19 protein-coding genes and 1 tRNA gene are annotated in these 17,602 nt (G+C 74.2%); 13 read left to right on the top strand and 7 right to left on the bottom strand.

Annotated features, from left to right (window positions below; translation table 11 throughout):
* From QC029_RS28725 to QC029_RS28715, 3 genes are all read right to left on the bottom strand, one after another.
* A partial coding sequence (locus tag QC029_RS28725) for a hypothetical protein (RefSeq protein ID WP_279558751.1) occupies nt 1–183 on the bottom strand: 183 nt, incomplete at its 3' end.
* Between the two features lie 253 nt (nt 184–436).
* A complete protein-coding gene (locus tag QC029_RS28720; protein ID WP_279558753.1) occupies nt 437–1,096 on the bottom strand; it encodes a response regulator transcription factor in 660 nt (219 codons plus the stop codon).
* Between the two features lie 107 nt (nt 1,097–1,203).
* Nucleotides 1,204–2,499: a sensor histidine kinase gene (locus QC029_RS28715; RefSeq protein WP_279558750.1), complete on the bottom strand. Its 1,296-nt coding sequence runs from the start codon at nt 2,497–2,499 to the stop codon at nt 1,204–1,206.
* A 198-nt stretch (nt 2,500–2,697) separates the two neighbouring features.
* Between QC029_RS28715 and QC029_RS28710 the strand changes: the two genes are divergently transcribed.
* From QC029_RS28710 to QC029_RS28655, 12 genes are all read left to right on the top strand, one after another.
* Complete coding sequence (locus QC029_RS28710) at nt 2,698–3,069, top strand: NADH-quinone oxidoreductase subunit A (protein WP_279558749.1); 372 nt, start codon at nt 2,698–2,700, stop codon at nt 3,067–3,069.
* The gene (locus QC029_RS28705; protein WP_279558748.1) at nt 3,060–3,728 is read left to right on the top strand and encodes an NADH-quinone oxidoreductase subunit B; all 669 of its coding nucleotides are present in this window, start codon (nt 3,060–3,062) and stop codon (nt 3,726–3,728) included. Before QC029_RS28710 ends, QC029_RS28705 begins: the two co-directional genes overlap by 10 nt.
* On the top strand, nt 3,725–4,900 hold the full coding sequence (locus tag QC029_RS28700; RefSeq protein WP_279558747.1) for an NADH-quinone oxidoreductase subunit C: 1,176 nt from the start codon (nt 3,725–3,727) through the stop codon (nt 4,898–4,900). The genes QC029_RS28705 and QC029_RS28700 overlap by 4 nt, the downstream gene beginning before the upstream one ends.
* The gene (locus QC029_RS28695; RefSeq protein WP_279558752.1) at nt 4,897–5,859 is read left to right on the top strand and encodes an NADH-quinone oxidoreductase subunit H; all 963 of its coding nucleotides are present in this window, start codon (nt 4,897–4,899) and stop codon (nt 5,857–5,859) included. Before QC029_RS28700 ends, QC029_RS28695 begins: the two co-directional genes overlap by 4 nt.
* On the top strand, nt 5,859–6,422 hold the full coding sequence (locus QC029_RS28690) for an NADH-quinone oxidoreductase subunit I (RefSeq protein WP_279558746.1): 564 nt from the start codon (nt 5,859–5,861) through the stop codon (nt 6,420–6,422). The genes QC029_RS28695 and QC029_RS28690 overlap by 1 nt, the downstream gene beginning before the upstream one ends.
* Entirely contained in the window at nt 6,419–7,066 is a 648-nt protein-coding gene (locus QC029_RS28685; protein WP_279558745.1) for an NADH-quinone oxidoreductase subunit J, read from the top strand. Before QC029_RS28690 ends, QC029_RS28685 begins: the two co-directional genes overlap by 4 nt.
* Nucleotides 7,066–7,536 (top strand): NADH-quinone oxidoreductase subunit NuoK, encoded by a 471-nt coding sequence (gene nuoK / locus QC029_RS28680; RefSeq protein ID WP_279558744.1) that lies wholly within the window; start codon nt 7,066–7,068, stop codon nt 7,534–7,536. The genes QC029_RS28685 and nuoK overlap by 1 nt, the downstream gene beginning before the upstream one ends.
* The gene (locus tag QC029_RS28675; protein ID WP_279558743.1) at nt 7,533–9,617 is read left to right on the top strand and encodes an NADH-quinone oxidoreductase subunit L; all 2,085 of its coding nucleotides are present in this window, start codon (nt 7,533–7,535) and stop codon (nt 9,615–9,617) included. The genes nuoK and QC029_RS28675 overlap by 4 nt, the downstream gene beginning before the upstream one ends.
* Nucleotides 9,618–9,620: 3 nt before the next feature.
* Nucleotides 9,621–11,225 (top strand): NuoM family protein, encoded by a 1,605-nt coding sequence (locus QC029_RS28670; protein WP_279558742.1) that lies wholly within the window; start codon nt 9,621–9,623, stop codon nt 11,223–11,225.
* On the top strand, nt 11,222–12,844 hold the full coding sequence (locus QC029_RS28665) for an NADH-quinone oxidoreductase subunit N (RefSeq protein ID WP_279558741.1): 1,623 nt from the start codon (nt 11,222–11,224) through the stop codon (nt 12,842–12,844). Before QC029_RS28670 ends, QC029_RS28665 begins: the two co-directional genes overlap by 4 nt.
* Nucleotides 12,845–12,987: 143 nt before the next feature.
* Complete coding sequence (gene htpX / locus QC029_RS28660) at nt 12,988–13,848, top strand: zinc metalloprotease HtpX (RefSeq protein WP_279558740.1); 861 nt, start codon at nt 12,988–12,990, stop codon at nt 13,846–13,848.
* Nucleotides 13,845–14,258, top strand: coding sequence for a YccF domain-containing protein (locus QC029_RS28655; RefSeq protein WP_279558739.1), 414 nt, complete (start codon nt 13,845–13,847; stop codon nt 14,256–14,258). Before htpX ends, QC029_RS28655 begins: the two co-directional genes overlap by 4 nt.
* Here the strand turns inward: QC029_RS28655 and QC029_RS28650 are convergent.
* From QC029_RS28650 to QC029_RS28640, 3 genes are all read right to left on the bottom strand, one after another.
* Nucleotides 14,255–15,148: a restriction endonuclease gene (locus QC029_RS28650; RefSeq protein WP_279558738.1), complete on the bottom strand. Its 894-nt coding sequence runs from the start codon at nt 15,146–15,148 to the stop codon at nt 14,255–14,257. The two genes, QC029_RS28655 and QC029_RS28650, sit on opposite strands and share 4 nt — an antisense overlap.
* A gap of 101 nt (nt 15,149–15,249) precedes the next feature.
* A complete protein-coding gene (locus QC029_RS28645) occupies nt 15,250–15,642 on the bottom strand; it encodes a hypothetical protein (protein WP_279558737.1) in 393 nt (130 codons plus the stop codon).
* Nucleotides 15,643–15,815: 173 nt separating this feature from the next.
* Entirely contained in the window at nt 15,816–16,304 is a 489-nt protein-coding gene (locus QC029_RS28640; protein WP_279558736.1) for a YajQ family cyclic di-GMP-binding protein, read from the bottom strand.
* Nucleotides 16,305–16,485: 181 nt separating this feature from the next.
* Here QC029_RS28640 and QC029_RS28635 point away from each other — a divergent pair.
* A tRNA-Tyr gene (locus QC029_RS28635) sits at nt 16,486–16,567 on the top strand.
* Between the two features lie 233 nt (nt 16,568–16,800).
* Here QC029_RS28635 and QC029_RS28630 read toward each other — a convergent pair.
* Nucleotides 16,801–17,481 (bottom strand): NAD(P)H-binding protein, encoded by a 681-nt coding sequence (locus tag QC029_RS28630; protein WP_279558735.1) that lies wholly within the window; start codon nt 17,479–17,481, stop codon nt 16,801–16,803.
* Nucleotides 17,482–17,602 lie beyond the last annotated feature (121 nt).

The raw sequence follows: 17,602 nt of genomic DNA, 5'->3' as shown, positions 1-17,602 counted from the left end.
CAGCGTGGAGAGGTCGTTGCCGAACGACGCCGTCTCCGAGGTGAACCGGTCACCCGTCAGCTGCATACCGTCACCGGAGTCACCGGCAAACCGGATGATCACCCGCTCCAACCGCCGAACCTCCTTGGCCGGTGAGCCGGGCGAGCGCTGCTGATCGGCTGGGCTACTGACCTGGCTGGTCACTGGACTGGACCTCCCTTGAGGCGGCGGCTCGTCAGCCATCGTACGTGGGTAAGGGTGACCTTCCTGCGATCGGTCACATGGTGGACGGTCGGATGAGACGACATCCGGGGAGGGCCATATATTCCGGTGCCGCTCTGGAGCCCTTCTGGAGTCCCGGACTCCCGGACTCCCGGACGCGTCCGGCCCGGCCGGCGCCCGGCACCGGCGCCCGTCCGGGCCGTGACCGGATCGGCCCGGATCGGTCCGGGCGGCCCTACGACCTCAGGTAGGTCAGCACGGCCAGCACCCGGCGGTGGTCCCCGTCGCTCTGCGCGAGGCCCAGCTTCAGGAAGATGTTGCCGACGTGCTTCTCCACCGCGCCGTCGCTGACCACGAGCTGCCGGGCGATCGCGGAGTTCGTACGGCCCTCGGCCATCAGCCCCAGCACCTCGCGCTCACGCGGTGTGAGCCCCGCCAGCACGTCCTGCTTGCGGCTGCGGCCCAGCAGCTGCGCGACCACCTCGGGGTCGAGCGCCGTACCGCCGCGGGCCACCCGGACCACCGCGTCCACGAACTCGCGGACCTCGGCCACCCGGTCCTTGAGCAGGTAGCCCACGCCCCGGCTGGAGCCGGCCAGCAGTTCGGTGGCGTACTGCTCCTCCACGTACTGCGACAGCACTAGCACGGCCAGCTCCGGGTGGGAGGAGCGCAGCCGGATGGCCGCCCGCAGCCCCTCGTCGGTGTGCGTCGGCGGCATCCGCACGTCCGCCACGACCACGTCCGGCAGCCCGCCCGCGTCGGCCATCTCGCCGACGGTCTTCACCAGCGCCTCGCCGTCGCCCACGCCCGCGACGACCTCGTGGCCGCGGTCGTTCAGCAGCCGGGTCAGGCCCTCGCGGAGCAGCACCGAGTCCTCGGCGATGACCACCCGCACCCTGTCCTTCACGTCCTGCACGGTTTTCCCGCCCCCGTCGTCCGAGTCCTGTGCACAGCATCCCAGGACCCGGGCCGGGCGGCACGGGGCTGTGGAAAACCCGGGTGTCAGCCGTCGGCGGGATCGCGCCAGGGCAGCTCGGCGGTGACGGTGGTGGGGCCGCCGGCGGGGGAGTCCAGGTCGAGGAGGCCGTCGACGGAGCCCAGACGCTCGGCGAGACCGGCCAGACCGGTGCCGCGGTCGGTGCGGGCCCCGCCGCGTCCGTCGTCGGTGACCTGGATGAGGAGGCGGTCGTCGGTGCGCCACAGGTCGACGGAGGCCCGGGCGGCGCCGCTGTGCTTGCTGACGTTCTGGAGGAGCTCGGAGACGGTGAAGTAGGCGATGCCCTCGATGGCGGGGGCGGGCCGGGTGGGCAGGTCGACGGAGACGGTGACGGGGACGGTGCAGCGGGCGGAGACGTTGGACAGGGCGGGGCCGAGGCCGCGGTCGGTGAGGATGGCGGGGTGGATGCCGCGGGCGAGGTCGCGGAGCTCGGCGAGGGCGAGCTTCACCTCGCCGTGCGCCTCGTCGACCATCCTGGCGGCGGCCCGCGGATCCTCCAGGAGCTTCTCCCTGGCCAGGCCGAGACCCATGGCGAGGGCGACCAGACGGGCCTGCGCCCCGTCGTGGAGGTCGCGCTCGATGCGGCGCAGATCGGCGGAGGCGGTGTCGGCCACCGTCCGCCGGTCCGACTCCAGCTCCGCGATGCGCCGCTCCAGCTCGTCCGAGGGCGACAGCAGCCCGCGCACCATCGCCCGGTCCACGTGGGTCAGCCCGCGCGCCAGCCACGGCAGGGCGGGCCAGGCGACGAAGAGCGAGACGAAGGAGACGGAGAAGGTGAGCAGGCCCCACGGCAGGCGGACGAAGGAGTAGAGCGCGTGCCGCCAGCCGACCGGATCCTTCAGGCTCGTCCACAGCCAGGGGAAGAAACCGCCGTGCACCCGGTGCCGGATCGGCGTCGGCTCCTCGACCCGCACCCCGAGCAGCAGCCGCGCGCGGGCCCGCTCCGCCTTCCCGAACTGGCGGCAGCCCACCAGGCCCAGCGCCAGCACCGGCAGCCCCACCACCGTGACCGACAGGAGCACCCCGCAGTAGATCCACACGCAGACGTAGAGGAAGCCCGCGATGTCCATCGGCAGGTTGAGGAGGAGGTGCGTGATCTCCTTCCAGGTCTGCGCGCCGAGCGGGGCCCGCGGCGGGGGCAGCCGGTCGCCGTCGCCGGACACGGCGGCACGGGCGGCACGGGCGGCACGGGCGGCCCCGGCGGTCCGGGCCGCCCCGGCGGCGTGCGGCGCGCGCGGGGCGTGCGGGGCGTGCGGGCCGTCGTGCGCGGTGCGGCCGGAGGTCGGGGGGCTCGCGGTCATGGGCACAAGACTGCCGGTCCCGGGGGCGCGCCGCCATGGGGTTCGTGGGTGGGGCGGCGGGGGGTTAACCCCACCCCTCGGGCCCGCGGCGGCGGACGTCCGGTGGACGCCCGCTCCCCCGCGCGGGCCCAGGGCCTAGACTCCCCTTTCGAACGGAGCGTCGTAACCGATGCGAACACCACAGAGCGAGGGACGGACGTGCCGGACTACTTCCACGGCTACGCGGTCGTCGGGCTGGTCGCGGTCGTCGGGGTGCTTTTCGTGGCGGCGGCCTTCGGGGCCGGACGGCTGCTGCGGCCCGTGGTGCCGACGCCGGAGAAGCTGCTGACGTACGAGTGCGGGGTGGACCCCGTCGGCGAGGGCTGGGCGCACACCCAGATCCGCTACTACGTGTACGCCTTCCTCTACGTCGTCTTCGCCGTCGACTCGATCTTCCTCTTCCCCTGGGCGACGGTCTTCGCCGCTCCCGGCTTCGGCGGGGTGACACTGGTGGAGATGTTCGTCTTCCTCGGTTTCCTGACCGTGGGACTGCTCTACGCCTGGAGGAAGGGCGTTCTGGCATGGACGTGACCCCCGACCCCACCCGGCCCGCCGCCCCGTCCGCCGCGCGGCCCCCCGCGGACCTGCCGGAGCCCCGCCGGCTGGGCGGGCTGGCCCGGCTGGCCCCCGAGCCGATGAAGGTGGTGCTGAACTGGGGCCGCCGCTACAGCCTGTGGGTCTTCAACTTCGGGCTCGCCTGCTGCGCGATCGAGTTCATCGCCGCCTCGATGTCCCGCCACGACTTCATCCGCCTCGGCGTCATCCCCTTCGCGCCGGGGCCGCGCCAGGCCGACCTGATGGTCGTCTCGGGCACGGTCACCGACAAGATGGCCCCGGCGGTCCGGCGGCTGTACGAGCAGATGCCCGAGCCGAAGTACGTGATCTCCTTCGGCGCCTGCTCCAACTGCGGCGGCCCCTACTGGGACTCGTACTCCGTCACCAAGGGCGTGGACCAGATCATCCCGGTCGACGTCTACGTGCCCGGCTGCCCGCCCCGGCCCGAGGCGCTGCTCCAGGGCATCCTCAAGCTCCAGGAGAAGATCGCCGGCGAGTCCCCGGCCGAGCGCTACGGGAGGAGCCCCGGTCCGGCGCCGTCCGCGCCGCCGGCCCCGTCGGGTGCGGCCCTGACCAGCGGCCTGGTCACCCCGCCCCCGCCTCCGGGCCCGGCAGCGGGGGAGGAGCGCGCGTGACCGGGCCGACCCCGCCGAACCCGTCCGCCGCCGGATGGCTGCCCCGGCCCGCCGAGGAACTCTTCGGCGAGGGCGCGAGCGCCGCCGAGGCGTACGAGCTGCTGACCGTCGACGTCCCGGCCGAGCGCTGGACCGAGGCGCTGACCGTCGCGCGCGACGAGCTGGGCTGCACGTACTTCGACTGGCTGAGCGCCGTGGACGAGCCCGGCGAGGGCTTCCGGGTCTGCGCGCACCTGGCCGCGCTGGGCACGCCGGTGCGGCGGCTGCTGGTGCGGACCACCGTGCCGCACGAGGCGCCCGAGCTGCCCACCGCCACCGGGGTGTACGCCGGGGCCGCTTGGCACGAGCGGGAGACGTACGAGATGTTCGGCGTCTCCTTCGCCGGCCATCCGCACCTGGCGCCGCTGCTGCTGCCCGACGGTTTCGAGGGGCATCCGCTGCGGAAGGACTTCGTGCTGGCGGCCCGCGTCGCCAAGGCGTGGCCCGGCGCCAAGGAGCCCGGCGAGTCCGCGGAGGGCGGCCCGAGGCGGCGGCAGGCGCTGCCGCCCGGTGTGCCCGACCCCAACGAGTGGGGCCCGCTCAAGGGCCGGCTCCCTCCGGCTCCGGCCCGCCCGGCACGCGGCCGCGCGGCGGGTACGGCCGGTGGCGCGGGCGGCGCTGGCGGTGCGGGCGAACGGCCGCGCCGGATGCGTGGCGCGGGCGCCGGTTCCGCGAGCCAGCGGGCCGCCGAGGCCACCTCCTCCGAGACCGCCGCGCCGCGCCGGGCGCGCAGCGCGTCGGAGGGTTCGGCGAGCCAGCGGGCCGCCGCGGAGCCGGGCCGCCGCAGCACGGACGCCCCCTGGCTCAAACCGGCCGAGCAGGCCGAGCCCTCCGGGCCGCCCGGTGAGACGTCGGACGAGGCCGCCCGCCGCGTCCACGAGACGGACGAGCGGACCGAGGTCCCGCTGGCCGAGGGCGGTGGCGCCTCGGCGGCGAACGCCCCCGGGAGCCCCGGGAGCCCCGAGGACCCCGATAGGCCCGAGAACCCCGAGAACGGGACTCCGGCACCGGAGCGCCGGGCCCCCGGCGGCAGCGGTGCCGACAGCGGTACCGGCAGTGACGCCGACAGTGACACCGACAGTGATACCGACAGCGGTACCGGCAGTGGCGGAACGACAGGAGGCGGCGCCTGATGGACGTGCTCGACGTCGCCTGGCGGCTGCTGGCCGTCCTGCTCGCCTTCCTCGTCCTGCCCCTGCTGGTGGGCCAGACCGAGCACAAGGTGATGGCCCACATGCAGGGCCGTGTCGGCCCGATGTACGCGGGCGGCTTCCACGGCTGGGCCCAGCTCGTGGCCGACGGCGTGAAGTTCGCGCAGAAGGAGGACGTCGTACCGGCGGACGCCGACCGCCGGGTCTTCCAGCTCGCGCCCGCCGTCGCCCTCATCCCCTACCTCCTGGTGCTGATCGCGATCCCGGTCGGCCCGGACGGCATGGTCGGCCAGGCTGTCGACGCGGGGATCTTCTTCGTGCTCGCCGTGATGGGCGTCGGTGTGCTCGGCTCCCTCATGGGCGGCTGGGCCTCGGCCAACAAGTTCTCCCTCCTGGGCGGTCTGCGCACCGCCGCCCAGCTCATGGCGTACGAGCTGCCGCTGCTGCTCGCCGCCGCCTCCGTCGCCATGGCGGCCGGGACGCTCTCGCTGCCCGGCATCCTGGAGGCGTTCGAGTGGTGGTGGGTGCCGTGGCAGGCCGTCGGCGCCCTGGTCTTCTTCACCGCCGGGCTCGCCGAGCTCCAGCGTCCGCCCTTCGACGCCCCCATCGCCGACTCCGAGATCATCTTCGGCGCGTACACCGAGTACACGGGCCTGCGCTTCGCCTTCTTCCTGCTCGCCGAGTACGCGGGCATCGTCGTGCTGTGCGCCCTGACCACGGTGCTGTTCCTGGGCGGCTGGCACGGGCCGTTCGCCGCCGACCTCGGCTGGCTGTGGACGCTCCTGAAGACCTCCGTCCTCGCCTTCGTCGTCATCTGGCTGCGGGTGAGCTACCCCCGGCTGCGCGAGGACCAGCTCCAGAAGCTCGCCTGGACCGTGCTCGTCCCCCTCGCCCTGTTCCAGATCGCGCTCACCGGCGTCGTCAAGGTGGTGATCCAGTAATGGCCGTCCCCGGCAGCGGCCTGGCCAAGGGCCTGGCCGTCACCCTCCGCACCATGACCCGGCGCTCGGTCACGGCGCACTACCCGGACGTCCAGCCCGAGCTGCCCGCCCGCAGCCGCGGGGTGATCGGGCTGTTCGAGGAGAACTGCACGGTGTGCATGCTGTGCGCCCGCGAGTGCCCCGACTGGTGCATCTACATCGACTCGCACAAGGAGACGGTGCCTCCCGCCGCCCCCGGGGGCCGCGAGCGCAGCCGCAACGTCCTGGACCGCTTCGCCATCGACTTCTCGCTCTGCATGTACTGCGGCATCTGCATCGAGGTCTGCCCCTTCGACGCGCTGTTCTGGTCGCCGGAGTTCGAGTACGCCGAGACCGACATCCGCGACCTCACCCACGAGCGGGACAGGCTCCGCGAGTGGATGTGGACCGTGCCCGCCCCGCCGCCGCTCGACCCGGCCGCCGAGGAGCCCAAGGAGGTCGCCGCCGCCCGCAAGGCCGCCGAGAAGCAGCTCGCCGCGGAGCCCCGGCAGCACGGGGACCGGCAGCGGGACGGTGACGCGTGAGCGCCGCCGTGAGACTCGCCGCCGCCTCCGGGAACCCCGGCTTCCTGTCGCCCACCGGCGTCGAGGTCGTCTTCGTGCTCGTCGGCCTCCTCACCCTCGGCGCCGCGATCGCCGCCGTCACCACCCGGCAGCTCGTGCACGCCGCGCTGTGGCTGGTGGTGGCGCTCGGCGGGATCGCGGTCGAGTACCTGCTGCTGTCCGCCGAGTTCATCGCCTGGGTACAGGTCCTGATCTACGTCGGGGCCGTCGTCGTCCTCCTCCTGTTCGGGCTGATGCTGACCAGGGCGCCCATCGGCAGGTCGCCGGACGCCGACTCGGGCAACCGCCCCGCCGCCCTCGCGGTCGCCGTCACCGCGGCCGTCATCCTGGTCACCGTGGTGGTGGACGCCTTCCGCACCACCTGGATCGACCTGGACAGCGGCTCGCCGCAGGGCACCACCGAAGCCACCGGACGGATCCTCTTCCGGCACTGGGTGCTCCCCTTCGAGGCCCTCTCCGTCCTGCTGCTCGCCGCGCTCGTCGGCGCGATCGTCCTCTCCCGCCGCGGGAGCGGGACCGCAGAAGGGACCGGCGGCGGAACCGGTGGAGGGACCGGCGGCGGAACGGGGAACGGCACCGGCACCGCGAACGGGGGAGAGCGCTGATGCACCTCGCCTACCCCGCCGTCCTGGCCGCCCTCCTCTTCTGCACCGGTCTGTACGGCGTCCTCGCCCGGCGCAACGCGATCCTCGTCCTGATGTCGGTCGAGCTGATGCTCAACGCCGTCAACCTCAACCTCGTCGCCTTCGACGTCTGGCTCCGCGACGCCCTGCACGCCGGACAGGCCCTCACCCTCTTCACCATCACCATCGCCGCCGCCGAGATCGGCATCGGCCTCGCCATCGTGCTGCTCGTCCACCGCAACCGGGGCACCTCCCACATCGACCGGCTCCGCGAACTCGCCGAAACCGACGAAACCGCTGGAACCGACGAAACCGACGAAGCCGCCGGAACCGCCGGAACCGACACGGGGAGTGACGGGAACACGGCGGCAGCCGCCACCGACGGTGCCACCGGCCACCCCGCCCGGAGAGCCGCCGACACGCGCCTGACCAGGGGAGAGGCCACCGCGTGACCACCACCACCCTCGCCGTCCTCGTCCCGCTGCTGCCCTTCCTCGGCGCCCTCGCCGGGTTCCTCCTCGGACGCCGCGCCCCCGCCTACGTCCGTCCCCTGGCCGTCCTGCCCACCCTCGCCTCGGCCGCCCTCGCCGTGACCGTCGCCGTACGCCAGGGCGGGGAGGGCGCCCTGACCGGCGCCACCCGGCTCGCCCCCACCGGCAACGACGCCCTGCCGGTCGAGCTCGCCCTCCACCTCGACGGCTTCGCCGTCCTCGTCGCGGTCCTCGTCGCCGTCGTCGCGTCCTGCGTGCAGACCTACTCCACCGGCTACCTCCGCGACGACCCGCGCTACCCCTCCTACGCCGCGCTGGTCTCCCTCTTCACCGCCGCGATGCTGCTGGTCGTCTACAGCGACGACCTGATCGTGCTGCTGGTCGGCTGGGAGGTCATGGGCATCTGCTCGTACTTCCTGGTCGGCCACTACTGGGAGACGGCCGCCGCCCGCTCCGCCTCCCTCAAGGCGTTCCTCGTCACCAAGCTCGGCGACGTGCCGTTCATCATCGGCATCCTGGCGCTGGCCTCCGAGACCGGCACCTTCCGGATCAGCACCGTCGTCACCCGGCTGACCTCCCCGCTGTCCGGCTTCGAACTGGGCCACCCCACCGTCATCGCGCTGCTGCTGCTCGCCGGGGTCGCGGGCAAGTCGGCGCAGTTCCCGCTGCACACCTGGCTGCCGGACGCGATGGCGGGCCCGACGCCGGTCTCCGCGCTGATCCACGCCGCCACCATGGTCGCGGCCGGCGTCTACTTCGTCGCGCGGCTGCTGCCCGTCTTCACCGCCTCCGCCGTCGCGCTCGCCGTCCTGGCCGCGATGGCGGCGGTCACCATGGTCGGCTCGGCGCTCGCCGCCCTCGCCCAGGACGACGTCAAACGCGTCCTGGCGTACTCCACCGTCGGCCAGCTCGGCTACATGACCGGCGCCCTGGCCGTCGCCGACCGCGGCGCCGCCGTCTTCCACCTCGTCTCCCACGGCGTGTTCAAGGCGCTCCTCTTCCTCGCCGCGGGCGTGCTCATCCACGCGGCCGGCACCAACTCCCTCGCCGCGATGTCCCGCACGGGCGGCATCGCGAAGCGGGTGCCGGACGCCTACTGGACGATGACGGTCGCCCTGCTCGCCCTCGCCGCCGTGCCCCCCTTCGCGGGCTTCTTCTCCAAGGAGGCCGTGCTCTCCGCCGCCGAGCACGCCGCCCTCGACCCCGCCGGCGGAGCGGCCCACGCCGTCCCGTCCGCCGTGGGCTGGACGGTCCTGCTCGCCGGACTGCTGACCGCCGCGCTCACCGCCGCGTACGCCGCGCGCCTGTGGCTGCTGGCCTTCCACGGACGCGGCGCCGAGGCCCCCGACCACGGCAGGCAGCCGGCCGCCATGAACGTGGTGCTGTGGGTGCTGGCCGGGCCGGCCATCGCCGTCGGGCTGCTGTACGGCGCCCTGCCCGACTGGTTCGACGGCCGTCCCCTCGGCCCCACCCTCACCACCTCCGTCCTGAGCACCGGCCTCGCCGCCGCCGGGATCACGGTGATGTACGCCGCCTGGCGGCACACCACCGCCACCGCCGCCGCCCGCGCCCCGCTCGGCGCCGTCGCCGCCCACCCCGAGGCCGGGCCCGGCTCCGCGGGGGCCGAGTCCGGCCGCCACCCCTCGCCGGGACACCCCGTGCCGCAGTTCTCGACCTCCGAGGCCGAGGCCATCGCCACCCACCGGGCGGCCTACGGCGACATCGCCGCCGCCGACGACCCGGCCGACCCCGGCCGCCTCCTCCTCGGCCCGCTGCACCGCCACGCCGCCCGCGGCTTCCACCTCGACGCCGTCTACGCCGCCCTCGCCGTACGCCCCGTCCGGGCCGCCGCCAGGCTCGTCCGCTTCCTCGACCGCGAGGTCGTCGACACCTACGTGCACGGCACCGGCGGTACGGCCCGGCTGCTGGGGGCGGCCGTGCGCCGCGCCCAGACCGGCAACGTGCAGACCTACCTCGGCGTCCTGTTCGCCGGCTCCCTCGTCCTGGCCGTGGCCGCCGCCCTCGTCGCCGCCGGAGCGTGACCAGTGATCCCCCTGAACGACACCGCGATGCGGCTGCTCCTCGTGGCCGTCGTCGTCCTGCCCCTGCTCGGCGCCGGCGCGGCCCTGCTGCCCGCCCCGCCCGGGCTGCGGGGGCGCGGTCCCGAGCAGGCCGTGCTGCGCCACGGCGTCACCGTCACCGGCGCGGTGCTGGCCGCCACCGTCCTGCTCGCGCTCGGCTTCGACCACGACCGGCCCGGGGAGATGCAGGCCGAGACCGACATCGGCTGGATCCCGGCGCTCGGCGTCCGCCTCCACCTCGGCACCGACGGCGTCTCGCTCCCCCTGCTCGTCCTGACGGCGCTGCTGACCTTCCTGTGCGCCCTGTACAGCTACCACCGCCCTCCCGAGGGACCGCGCCCGCAGGCGTTCGTCGCGCTCGTGCTCCTGCTGGAGGCCGGCACCCTGGCGACCTTCGCCGTGCTGGACCTGATGCTGTTCTTCCTGGCCTTCGAGACGGTCCTCGTCCCGATGTACTTCCTCATCGCCCGCTGGGGCGGGGCGGGCCGGGAGCGCGCCGCCTGGAAGTTCATCCTCTACACGCTGCTGGGCTCCGTGGTCATGCTGCTGGGCCTGCTGCTGCTCGGACTGAGCGCCGAGGGCGGCCCGACGTTCGACATGACGGCGCTCGCCGAGGACGGTGGCCGGGGCCTGACCCGCACCACCCAGCTGCTGGCCGTCCTCGCCATCGGCGCCGGCCTGGCCGTCAAGACGCCGATGTGGCCGCTGCACAGCTGGCTCCCCGACGCCCACACCGCCGCCCCGACCGTCGGCTCGGTGCTGCTGGCGGGCGTCCTGCTGAAGATGGGCACCTACGGCTTCGTCCGGATCGTCCTGCCGATCGCCCCCGACGGCATCCACACCTTCGCGCCGTACCTGGCCGCCTTCGCGGTCGCCGGCATCATCTACGGATCGCTGGCCTGCCTGGCCCTGGCCCTCCCCGGCGCGGGGGGCGACCTCAAGCGGCTCATCGCCTACTCCTCCGTGAGCCACATGGGCTTCGTGCTGCTGGGCATCGCCACCCTCACCCGCACCGGCGTCAACGGCGCGCTGTTCGCGGGCGTCGCCCACGGCCTCATCACCGGCCTGCTGTTCTTCCTCGTCGGCGCCCTCAAGGACCGCACCGGCACGACCGATCTGGACCGGCTCGCGCTCGGCGGCGGCGAGGACGGCGGGGGCGCCGCGCTGTACGGGCGCGCCCCCCGGCTCGGCGGACTGCTCGCCTTCGGCGCCGTCGCCTCCCTCGGGCTGCCCGGACTCGCCGGGTTCTGGGGCGAGATGCTCGCGATGCTCGGCGCGTACCACCCCGCCGACGGGCTCAGCCGGCCCGCGTACCTGGTCTTCATGGCCCTCGCCGCCCTCGGCACCCTGCTGACGGCCGCCTATCTGCTGGTGGTCGTGCGCCGCGTCTGCATGGGCGGGCCGCCCACCTCCGGGGCCACCCTCGCCCTCGCGGACGTCCGCCGCCACGAGTTCGCCGCCTGGACCCCGCTCGTCGTCCTCACCGTCCTGGCCGGACTGTGGCCCGCGATCCTCCTCGGGCTCACCGATCCGGCCGTGCAGAACCTCCTGCCGGGAGTCAGCCGATGACCGCGCCCGTCCGGAACGCCCCGAACATCCCGAACGTCCCGGACGTCCTGAGCGCCCCGGACGTCCTGAGCGCACAGGGCGCGGCCGGGAGCGTGGTCCAGTCCGTCGACTGGCTCACCATCGCCCCGCCCGCCCTCGCGGCCCTGGGCGCGCTGGCCGTCCTGGTCGCCGACCTGTTCCTGCCCGAGCGCCGCAAGCCGCTGCTCGGCCCGCTCACCGTCGCCTTCCTGGCGCTCGCCGCGCTCTCCCTGCTGCCCCTCCTGGGCGGCGACCGCACCACCTTCTGCCTCACCACCGATCCGGAGGCGTGCTCCTACGTCGCGGACCCGTTCGCCCTGGCCGTCCAGTTCCTGGTGCTCGGCGCCGCGCTGATCGCCGCCCTGATGTCGATGACGGCGGTACGGGACGAGGCGCTGCCGCGCGGCGAGTACTGGTTCCTGCTGCTGTCCTCCGCCGCGGGCGCCGCGCTGCTGCCCGCCTCCCGCGACCTGGCGACCCTGATCGTGGCGCTGGAGGTCGCCTCCCTGCCGTCCTACGCGCTGGTCGGGCTGCGCCGGGGGGACGGGCGCTCCTCGGAGGCGGCCCTGAAGTTCTTCCTCTCCTCGGTCACCGCCACCGCCGTGAGCCTGATGGGCGTCAGCTTCGTCTACGCCGCCACCGGCTCCCTGCACCTGGGGCGGGTCGCCGAGGGGCTGCGCGAGACGGCCCCCGGGCTGGACGCCCTGGCCGCCACCGGCGTCGCCCTCACCCTCGTCGGCTTCGCCTTCAAGATCGCGGCCGTCCCCTTCCACTTCTGGGTGCCCGACACCTACGTCGGCGCGCCCCTGCCGGTGGCCGCCTACCTGTCGGTGATCGGCAAGGCGGTGGGCTTCTCCGGGCTGATCCTGGTGACCGTCGAGGCCTTCCCCTCCCACGACCGGATCTGGGGCCCGGCGATCGCCGTCCTGGCCGCCCTCACCATGACCGGCGGCAACGTCGCCGCCCTGCGGCAGCGCCCGGAGCGCGCGCACAGCGCGGTGCGGCTGCTGGCGTGGTCCTCCGTCGGCCAGGCGGGCTACCTGCTGGTGCCGATCGCCGCGGCGGCGTACGCGCAGGAGCCGGAGCGGGCCGTCGGCGCGACCGTCGCGTACGCCCTGATGTACGCCGCCGTGAACCTCGGCGCCTTCGCCGTGGCCGCCCACGTCGGCCGCACCGCCGCCGCCAACCGGATCACCGACTACCGCGGCCTGTACGCCGCCCACCCCCTGGCCGCCCTCGCCCTCGCCTTCTTCCTGCTCTGCCTGGCCGGGCTGCCGCCGGGGATCATCGGCCTGTTCGCCAAGGTCGCGGTCTTCTCCGCGGCCGTGGACGCGGGGCTCGGCTGGCTGGCGGCGGTGATGGCGGCGAACGTCGTGATCGCCCTGTACTACTACCTTGCGTGGACGGCGCAGCTCTTCCGCGCCCCCTCCGGCGCCCCCGTGCGTACCGCCGCACCCGCGTCCGGCCGGGCCCCCTCCGGCGCTCCCGTACGCGTCGCCGCGCCCCTCACGGCCGCGATCGCCCTGACGGCGGCGATCGCCGTCGGCCTTTCGGGTGCTCCCCAGCTCGTCCTGCGCTTCGCCGCCGACGTGCTGCTTTAGCCGGCGGCGGTCCGGGAACCCGGCGTCCTCGCGTGGCGTTGACCTTTCGGAAGGGTCCACCGAATCCGCCTCGGGGCGGAGACGCCGCCGCAACGAAGGGCCACACGAGGGGTTCCCCTGCCGCACCACCTGGAGGGCGCACCGTGCACCGCCGGCACAACGGGCTGAGAACCGCCCTGCTACTCGGGGGACTGTCCGCGCTCATCATCGTCATCGGCGGTTTCTTCGGCCGTACCGGACTGCTCGTCGCGGTCGTCCTGGCGCTCGGCACCAACGCCTACGCCTACTGGAACAGCGACAAGCTCGCCCTGCGCGCCATGAGGGCCCGCCCGGTCAGCGAGTTCGAGGCCCCGGGCCTGTACCGGATCGTCCGCGAGCTGTCCACGGCCGCCCGCCAGCCCATGCCGCGCCTGTACATCTCGCCGACCCAGGCGCCCAACGCGTTCGCCACCGGCCGCAATCCGCGCAACGCCGCCGTCTGCTGCACCGACGGCATCCTGCGCATCCTCGACGAACGCGAGCTGCGCGGCGTCCTCGGCCACGAGCTGAGCCACGTCTACAACCGCGACATCCTCATCGCCTCCGTGGCGGGAGCCCTCGCCTCGGTGGTGATGTTCCTGGTGAACTTCGCCTGGCTCATCCCGATCGGCCGGTCCGACGACGACGAGGGCCCCGGCCTGGTCGGCATGCTGCTGATCATGCTGCTCGGCCCGCTCGCCGCGTCCCTGATCCGGCTCGCGGTCAGCCGCTCCCGGGAGTACGAAGCGGACGCCTCCGGCTCCCAGCTCACCGGCGACCCGCTGGCCCTCGCCTCCGCCCTGGCCAAGCTGGAGGCCGGCACCAAGCAGCTCCCGCTGCCCCCCGAACCCCGACTGGAGACGGCGAGCCACATGATGATCGCCAACCCGTTCCGCTCCGGCGACGGCCTGTCCCGGATGTTCTCCACCCACCCCCCGATGGCCGAGCGCATCGCCCGGCTGGAGCGCATGGCGGGGCGCCCGTGAAGACGCTCCTGAACGTCCTGTGGCTGGTCTTCTCCGGCCTCTGGCTCGCGCTGGGGTACGCGGTGGCGGGCCTGGTCTGCTTCCTGCTGGTCGTCACGATCCCGTGGGGCGTCGCCTGCTTCCGGATCGCCGTCTACGCCCTGTGGCCCTTCGGGTACACGGTCGTCCGGCGGCCCGGCGCGGGCGCCGCCTCCGCCGCGGGCAACGTCGTCTGGCTGGTCTTCGCGGGGATCTGGCTCACCCTGGGGCACATCGCCGCGGGCATCGGCTTCTGCCTGACGGTCATCGGCATCCCGTTCGGGATCGCGCACTTCAAGATGGTCCCGGTCTCGCTGGTGCCGCTGGGCCGCGAGATCGTCCCCAGCGACGCCGCGTACCCCTCGTACCGCTGGAACCCCGCGCCCCGCTAGGCGTACCCGGCCGGCGGGGCGCCCGCGTCCTCCCAGGGCGCCGGTCCGGTGCCGTCGCTCCAGGCGGCCAGCGCGTGCCGGCCGAAGCACAGGATCCCGCACTGCTCGGCGTACTCGGCGGCGGGCGCGGTGAAGTCGCTGGTGGTGACCACGGCCGCCACCTGGGCCCCGTGGACGGTGTAGCAGGTGCCGCCGAAGCGCTGCACGTCCTGCGACCCGACCTTGTTGGTGTCGCAGTAGCGCTTGCACTGGATGACCACGCGCCGCCCGTCCGGGGCGGTGGCGACGACGTCGGCGCCGAGGTCGCCCGCGCCGCCGACGACCTCCACGTCCCGGCAGCCGTCCCGTTCGCACAAGTCCGCCACCGCCCGCTCGAACTGCTCCGCGTCCATGGCGTCGTAGTCGGCGGGCCCGGCGGGCTCGCCGGGTCGGACCGTGCCCGCGCCGTCCGCGTACTCCACCGGCTCCGCGTACTCCACCGGCTCCGGGTGCGCCGCGGTGTCCGGACTGTCCGGGCTGTTCGGGCCGGCTGGGGTGACCACGGCGTCCGCGCGTTCCCGGCGCCCCGCCGCCGCGGGCGGAGCCTCCTCCTCCAGCGTGTCCAGCGCGGTCTCGGCGGCCTCGGTCAGGACCGCGGCGGCCCGGCGGGCGGCCCTGGACGCCCGGAAGTGGCGGCCGCCGCGCAGGGCGGCCACGGCCGCCGGCACGCCGACCAGGCAGACGGCCAGCGCCGCGACCGGGTGCCGCTGGGCCGCGTCGAGCACCACGCGTCCGGTGAACCACACCCCCAGCAGGACGACGGCGGCCAGCACGAAGGCCAGGGTCGTCAGCCGCAGGTCGAAGGCGGGCTTGCGGTCCGGCGTACGCGTCCGGCGCGCGGATATGGCCATCGGTGCTGGTCCCCCTGGCGGTTCGGCAAGGAACATCACTGCTCGCTACTGCCGTCTGCCCCGCCGCACCGTTTTCACCGGGCGGGGCGTCCCGCGCGGGGTCAGCACCCGACGCCGATGCAGTTCTCCCGGAAGACCTCGTCACCGTCCACCGTGCCGACGATCGTGAAGCCCTCGAACGTGACGCCGCCCTCCGTCTCGATCCGCGGGTCGCTGCCGGCGTCGGCCACCATCCGGGCCTGCCCGCCGTCCACGGTGGTGCCCTCGCAGGTGACCTTCAGGTTCTCGCCGGTGCCCTCGTCGGTGCACGTGAGATCGCCGTCGATCTCGTGCCCGGCCTGGTCGAAGGCGAGTTCACCGGACTCGGCCGCGCTGTTGCGGGCGAGGGTCCCGGTGATCTCCTCCCCGGTGCCGTCCTCCCCGCACCCCGAGAGCGAGAGCGCTCCGCACAGCAGCGCGGCCGGGAGGGCGGTCCGTACGGTCCTCTTCCTCATGCGTCCTCCAGTTCCCGTACACGGTCCGTCCGCGTCCGGGTTCCCGGAGAAGGAGGTCCGCCAACCCCGCCGCGCGCCGTCCCGGAGGAGTTCGGGGAACCGGAGGGAACCGGGGGACCGGGGTGAGGGGCCGGACGCCCGGGCGCCCGCCCCCCTCGCCCGGCGACCGGCGGTCAGCGGTAGTTGGTGAACTGGATCGCGAAGTCGAAGTCCTTGCCCTTGAGGAGGGCGATGACCTCCTGCAGGGCGTCCCGGCTCTTGTGGCTGACGCGCAGTTCGTCGCCCTGCACCTGCGCCTTGACGCCCTTGGGGCCCTCGTCGCGGATGATCTTCGCGACCTTCTTGGCGTTGTCCTGGGAGATGCCCTCCTGGATCGACGCGAAGAGCTTGTACTCCTTGCCGGACACCTGCGGCTCCCCGGCGTCCAGGGACTTCAGGGAGATGCCGCGCTTGACCAGCTTGGACTGGAAGATGTCGAGGATGGCCTTGACCCGCTCCTCGGAGTTGGCGCGCATCTCGATCTTCTCGCCCGACCAGGCGATGGACGCGCCCACGCCCTTGAAGTCGAAGCGCTGGGAGATCTCCTTGGCGGCCTGGTTGAGGGCGTTGTCGACCTCCTGCCGATCGACCTTCGAGACGATGTCGAAACTGGAGTCGGCCATCGTGGATTGGCTCCTCGTGGGTAGATCCGTCGGGGTGCGGTCCGTCTGCGGCCCGCGCCCGCCAGCCTAGTCATCCGCCGCGGTGATCCACCGCCGGACAACCAGGTGGCGGACCACCCCCCACCATCGGGTATGGTTGTGCGCGTTGCCGGGGAGCATGGAATCCCAGGCGGCAAACCCCGGCGGTGTGCCCGAGCGGCCAAAGGGAGCAGACTGTAAATCTGCCGGCTCAGCCTTCCCAGGTTCGAATCCTGGCGCCGCCACACGAGGGATACGGCCTCCGACCAGTCCACTGGTCGGGGGCCGTATCCGTGTTCCCTCCGTGTTCCCCGGCACGCCGGCCGAGTCCGGCCGGGCGCCGCGCTCGGCGGGGCCGGGAGCGCGGCCCTCACCTGCACCGGCCGTCCGTACCGGCCGCCCGCACCGGTCCCGGCCGCGCCCGGCGCACCGCCGCCGCGCTCCCGCCCCGCGCCCCGCGCCTCCGGAGGGGCGGGGCCTAGTCCGGCACCTCCGTCGCCTCCACGCCCAGCTGCGCGACCGCCTGGTCGATCGGGACGTCGCCGCCGATCAGCTCCAGCGTCACCCGTGCCGCGCGCGGTTCGTCCAGGAGCGCCAGGAGGACGGCGGCCACGTCGTCGCGGGAGATCTCGCCCCGGCCCGTGCGGGGCTCCAGCCGCACCCGCCCGGTGCCCGGCCCGTTGGTGAGGCGGCCGGGGCGCAGGATCGTCCAGTCCAGGTTGACGCGCCGGCGGATGTCGTCGTCCGCGGCGCCCTTGGCGCGCAGGTAGGCGGCGAAGACGGGCTCCATGTCGGCGGGCGGCTCGTCGTCCGCCCCCATCGAGGAGACGACCAGGAAGCGGCGCACCCCGGCGAGTTCGGCGGCGTCCGCGAAGAGGACCGCGGCCGCGCGGTCCACGGTCTCCTTGCGGGCCGTGCCGCTGCCCGGGCCCGCGCCCGCCGCGAAGACCGCGGCGTCGGCGTCCCGCAGATACCGGGCGACCTCCTCCGCGGACGACGACTCCAGGTCGCAGACGATCGGCTCGGCCCCCGCCGAGCGCAGGTCGTCCGCGTGCTCGGGCCGCCGGATCAGTCCCGCGACCTCCTCTCCGCGCCCGGCGAGCAGCCGCTCCAGCCGCAGCGCGATCTGACCGTGTCCACCAGCGATGACTGTGCGCATACCCCGACCGTACGCCGTCGGGGCCGCCGATCGGCGCTGTCAGCGCTGCGACTGGCGGGGGAGTCCCAGCTCGGCCGCGTCCGCCGCCCCGGCGGGCCCGGCCGGATCCGCCGGGCCCGCC

The sequence above is a fragment of the Streptomyces sp. DH37 genome (assembly GCF_029813835.1).
In the GTDB taxonomy this organism is placed as follows: domain Bacteria; phylum Actinomycetota; class Actinomycetes; order Streptomycetales; family Streptomycetaceae; genus Streptomyces.
This window is presented reverse-complemented; position numbering and strand designations above follow the sequence as displayed.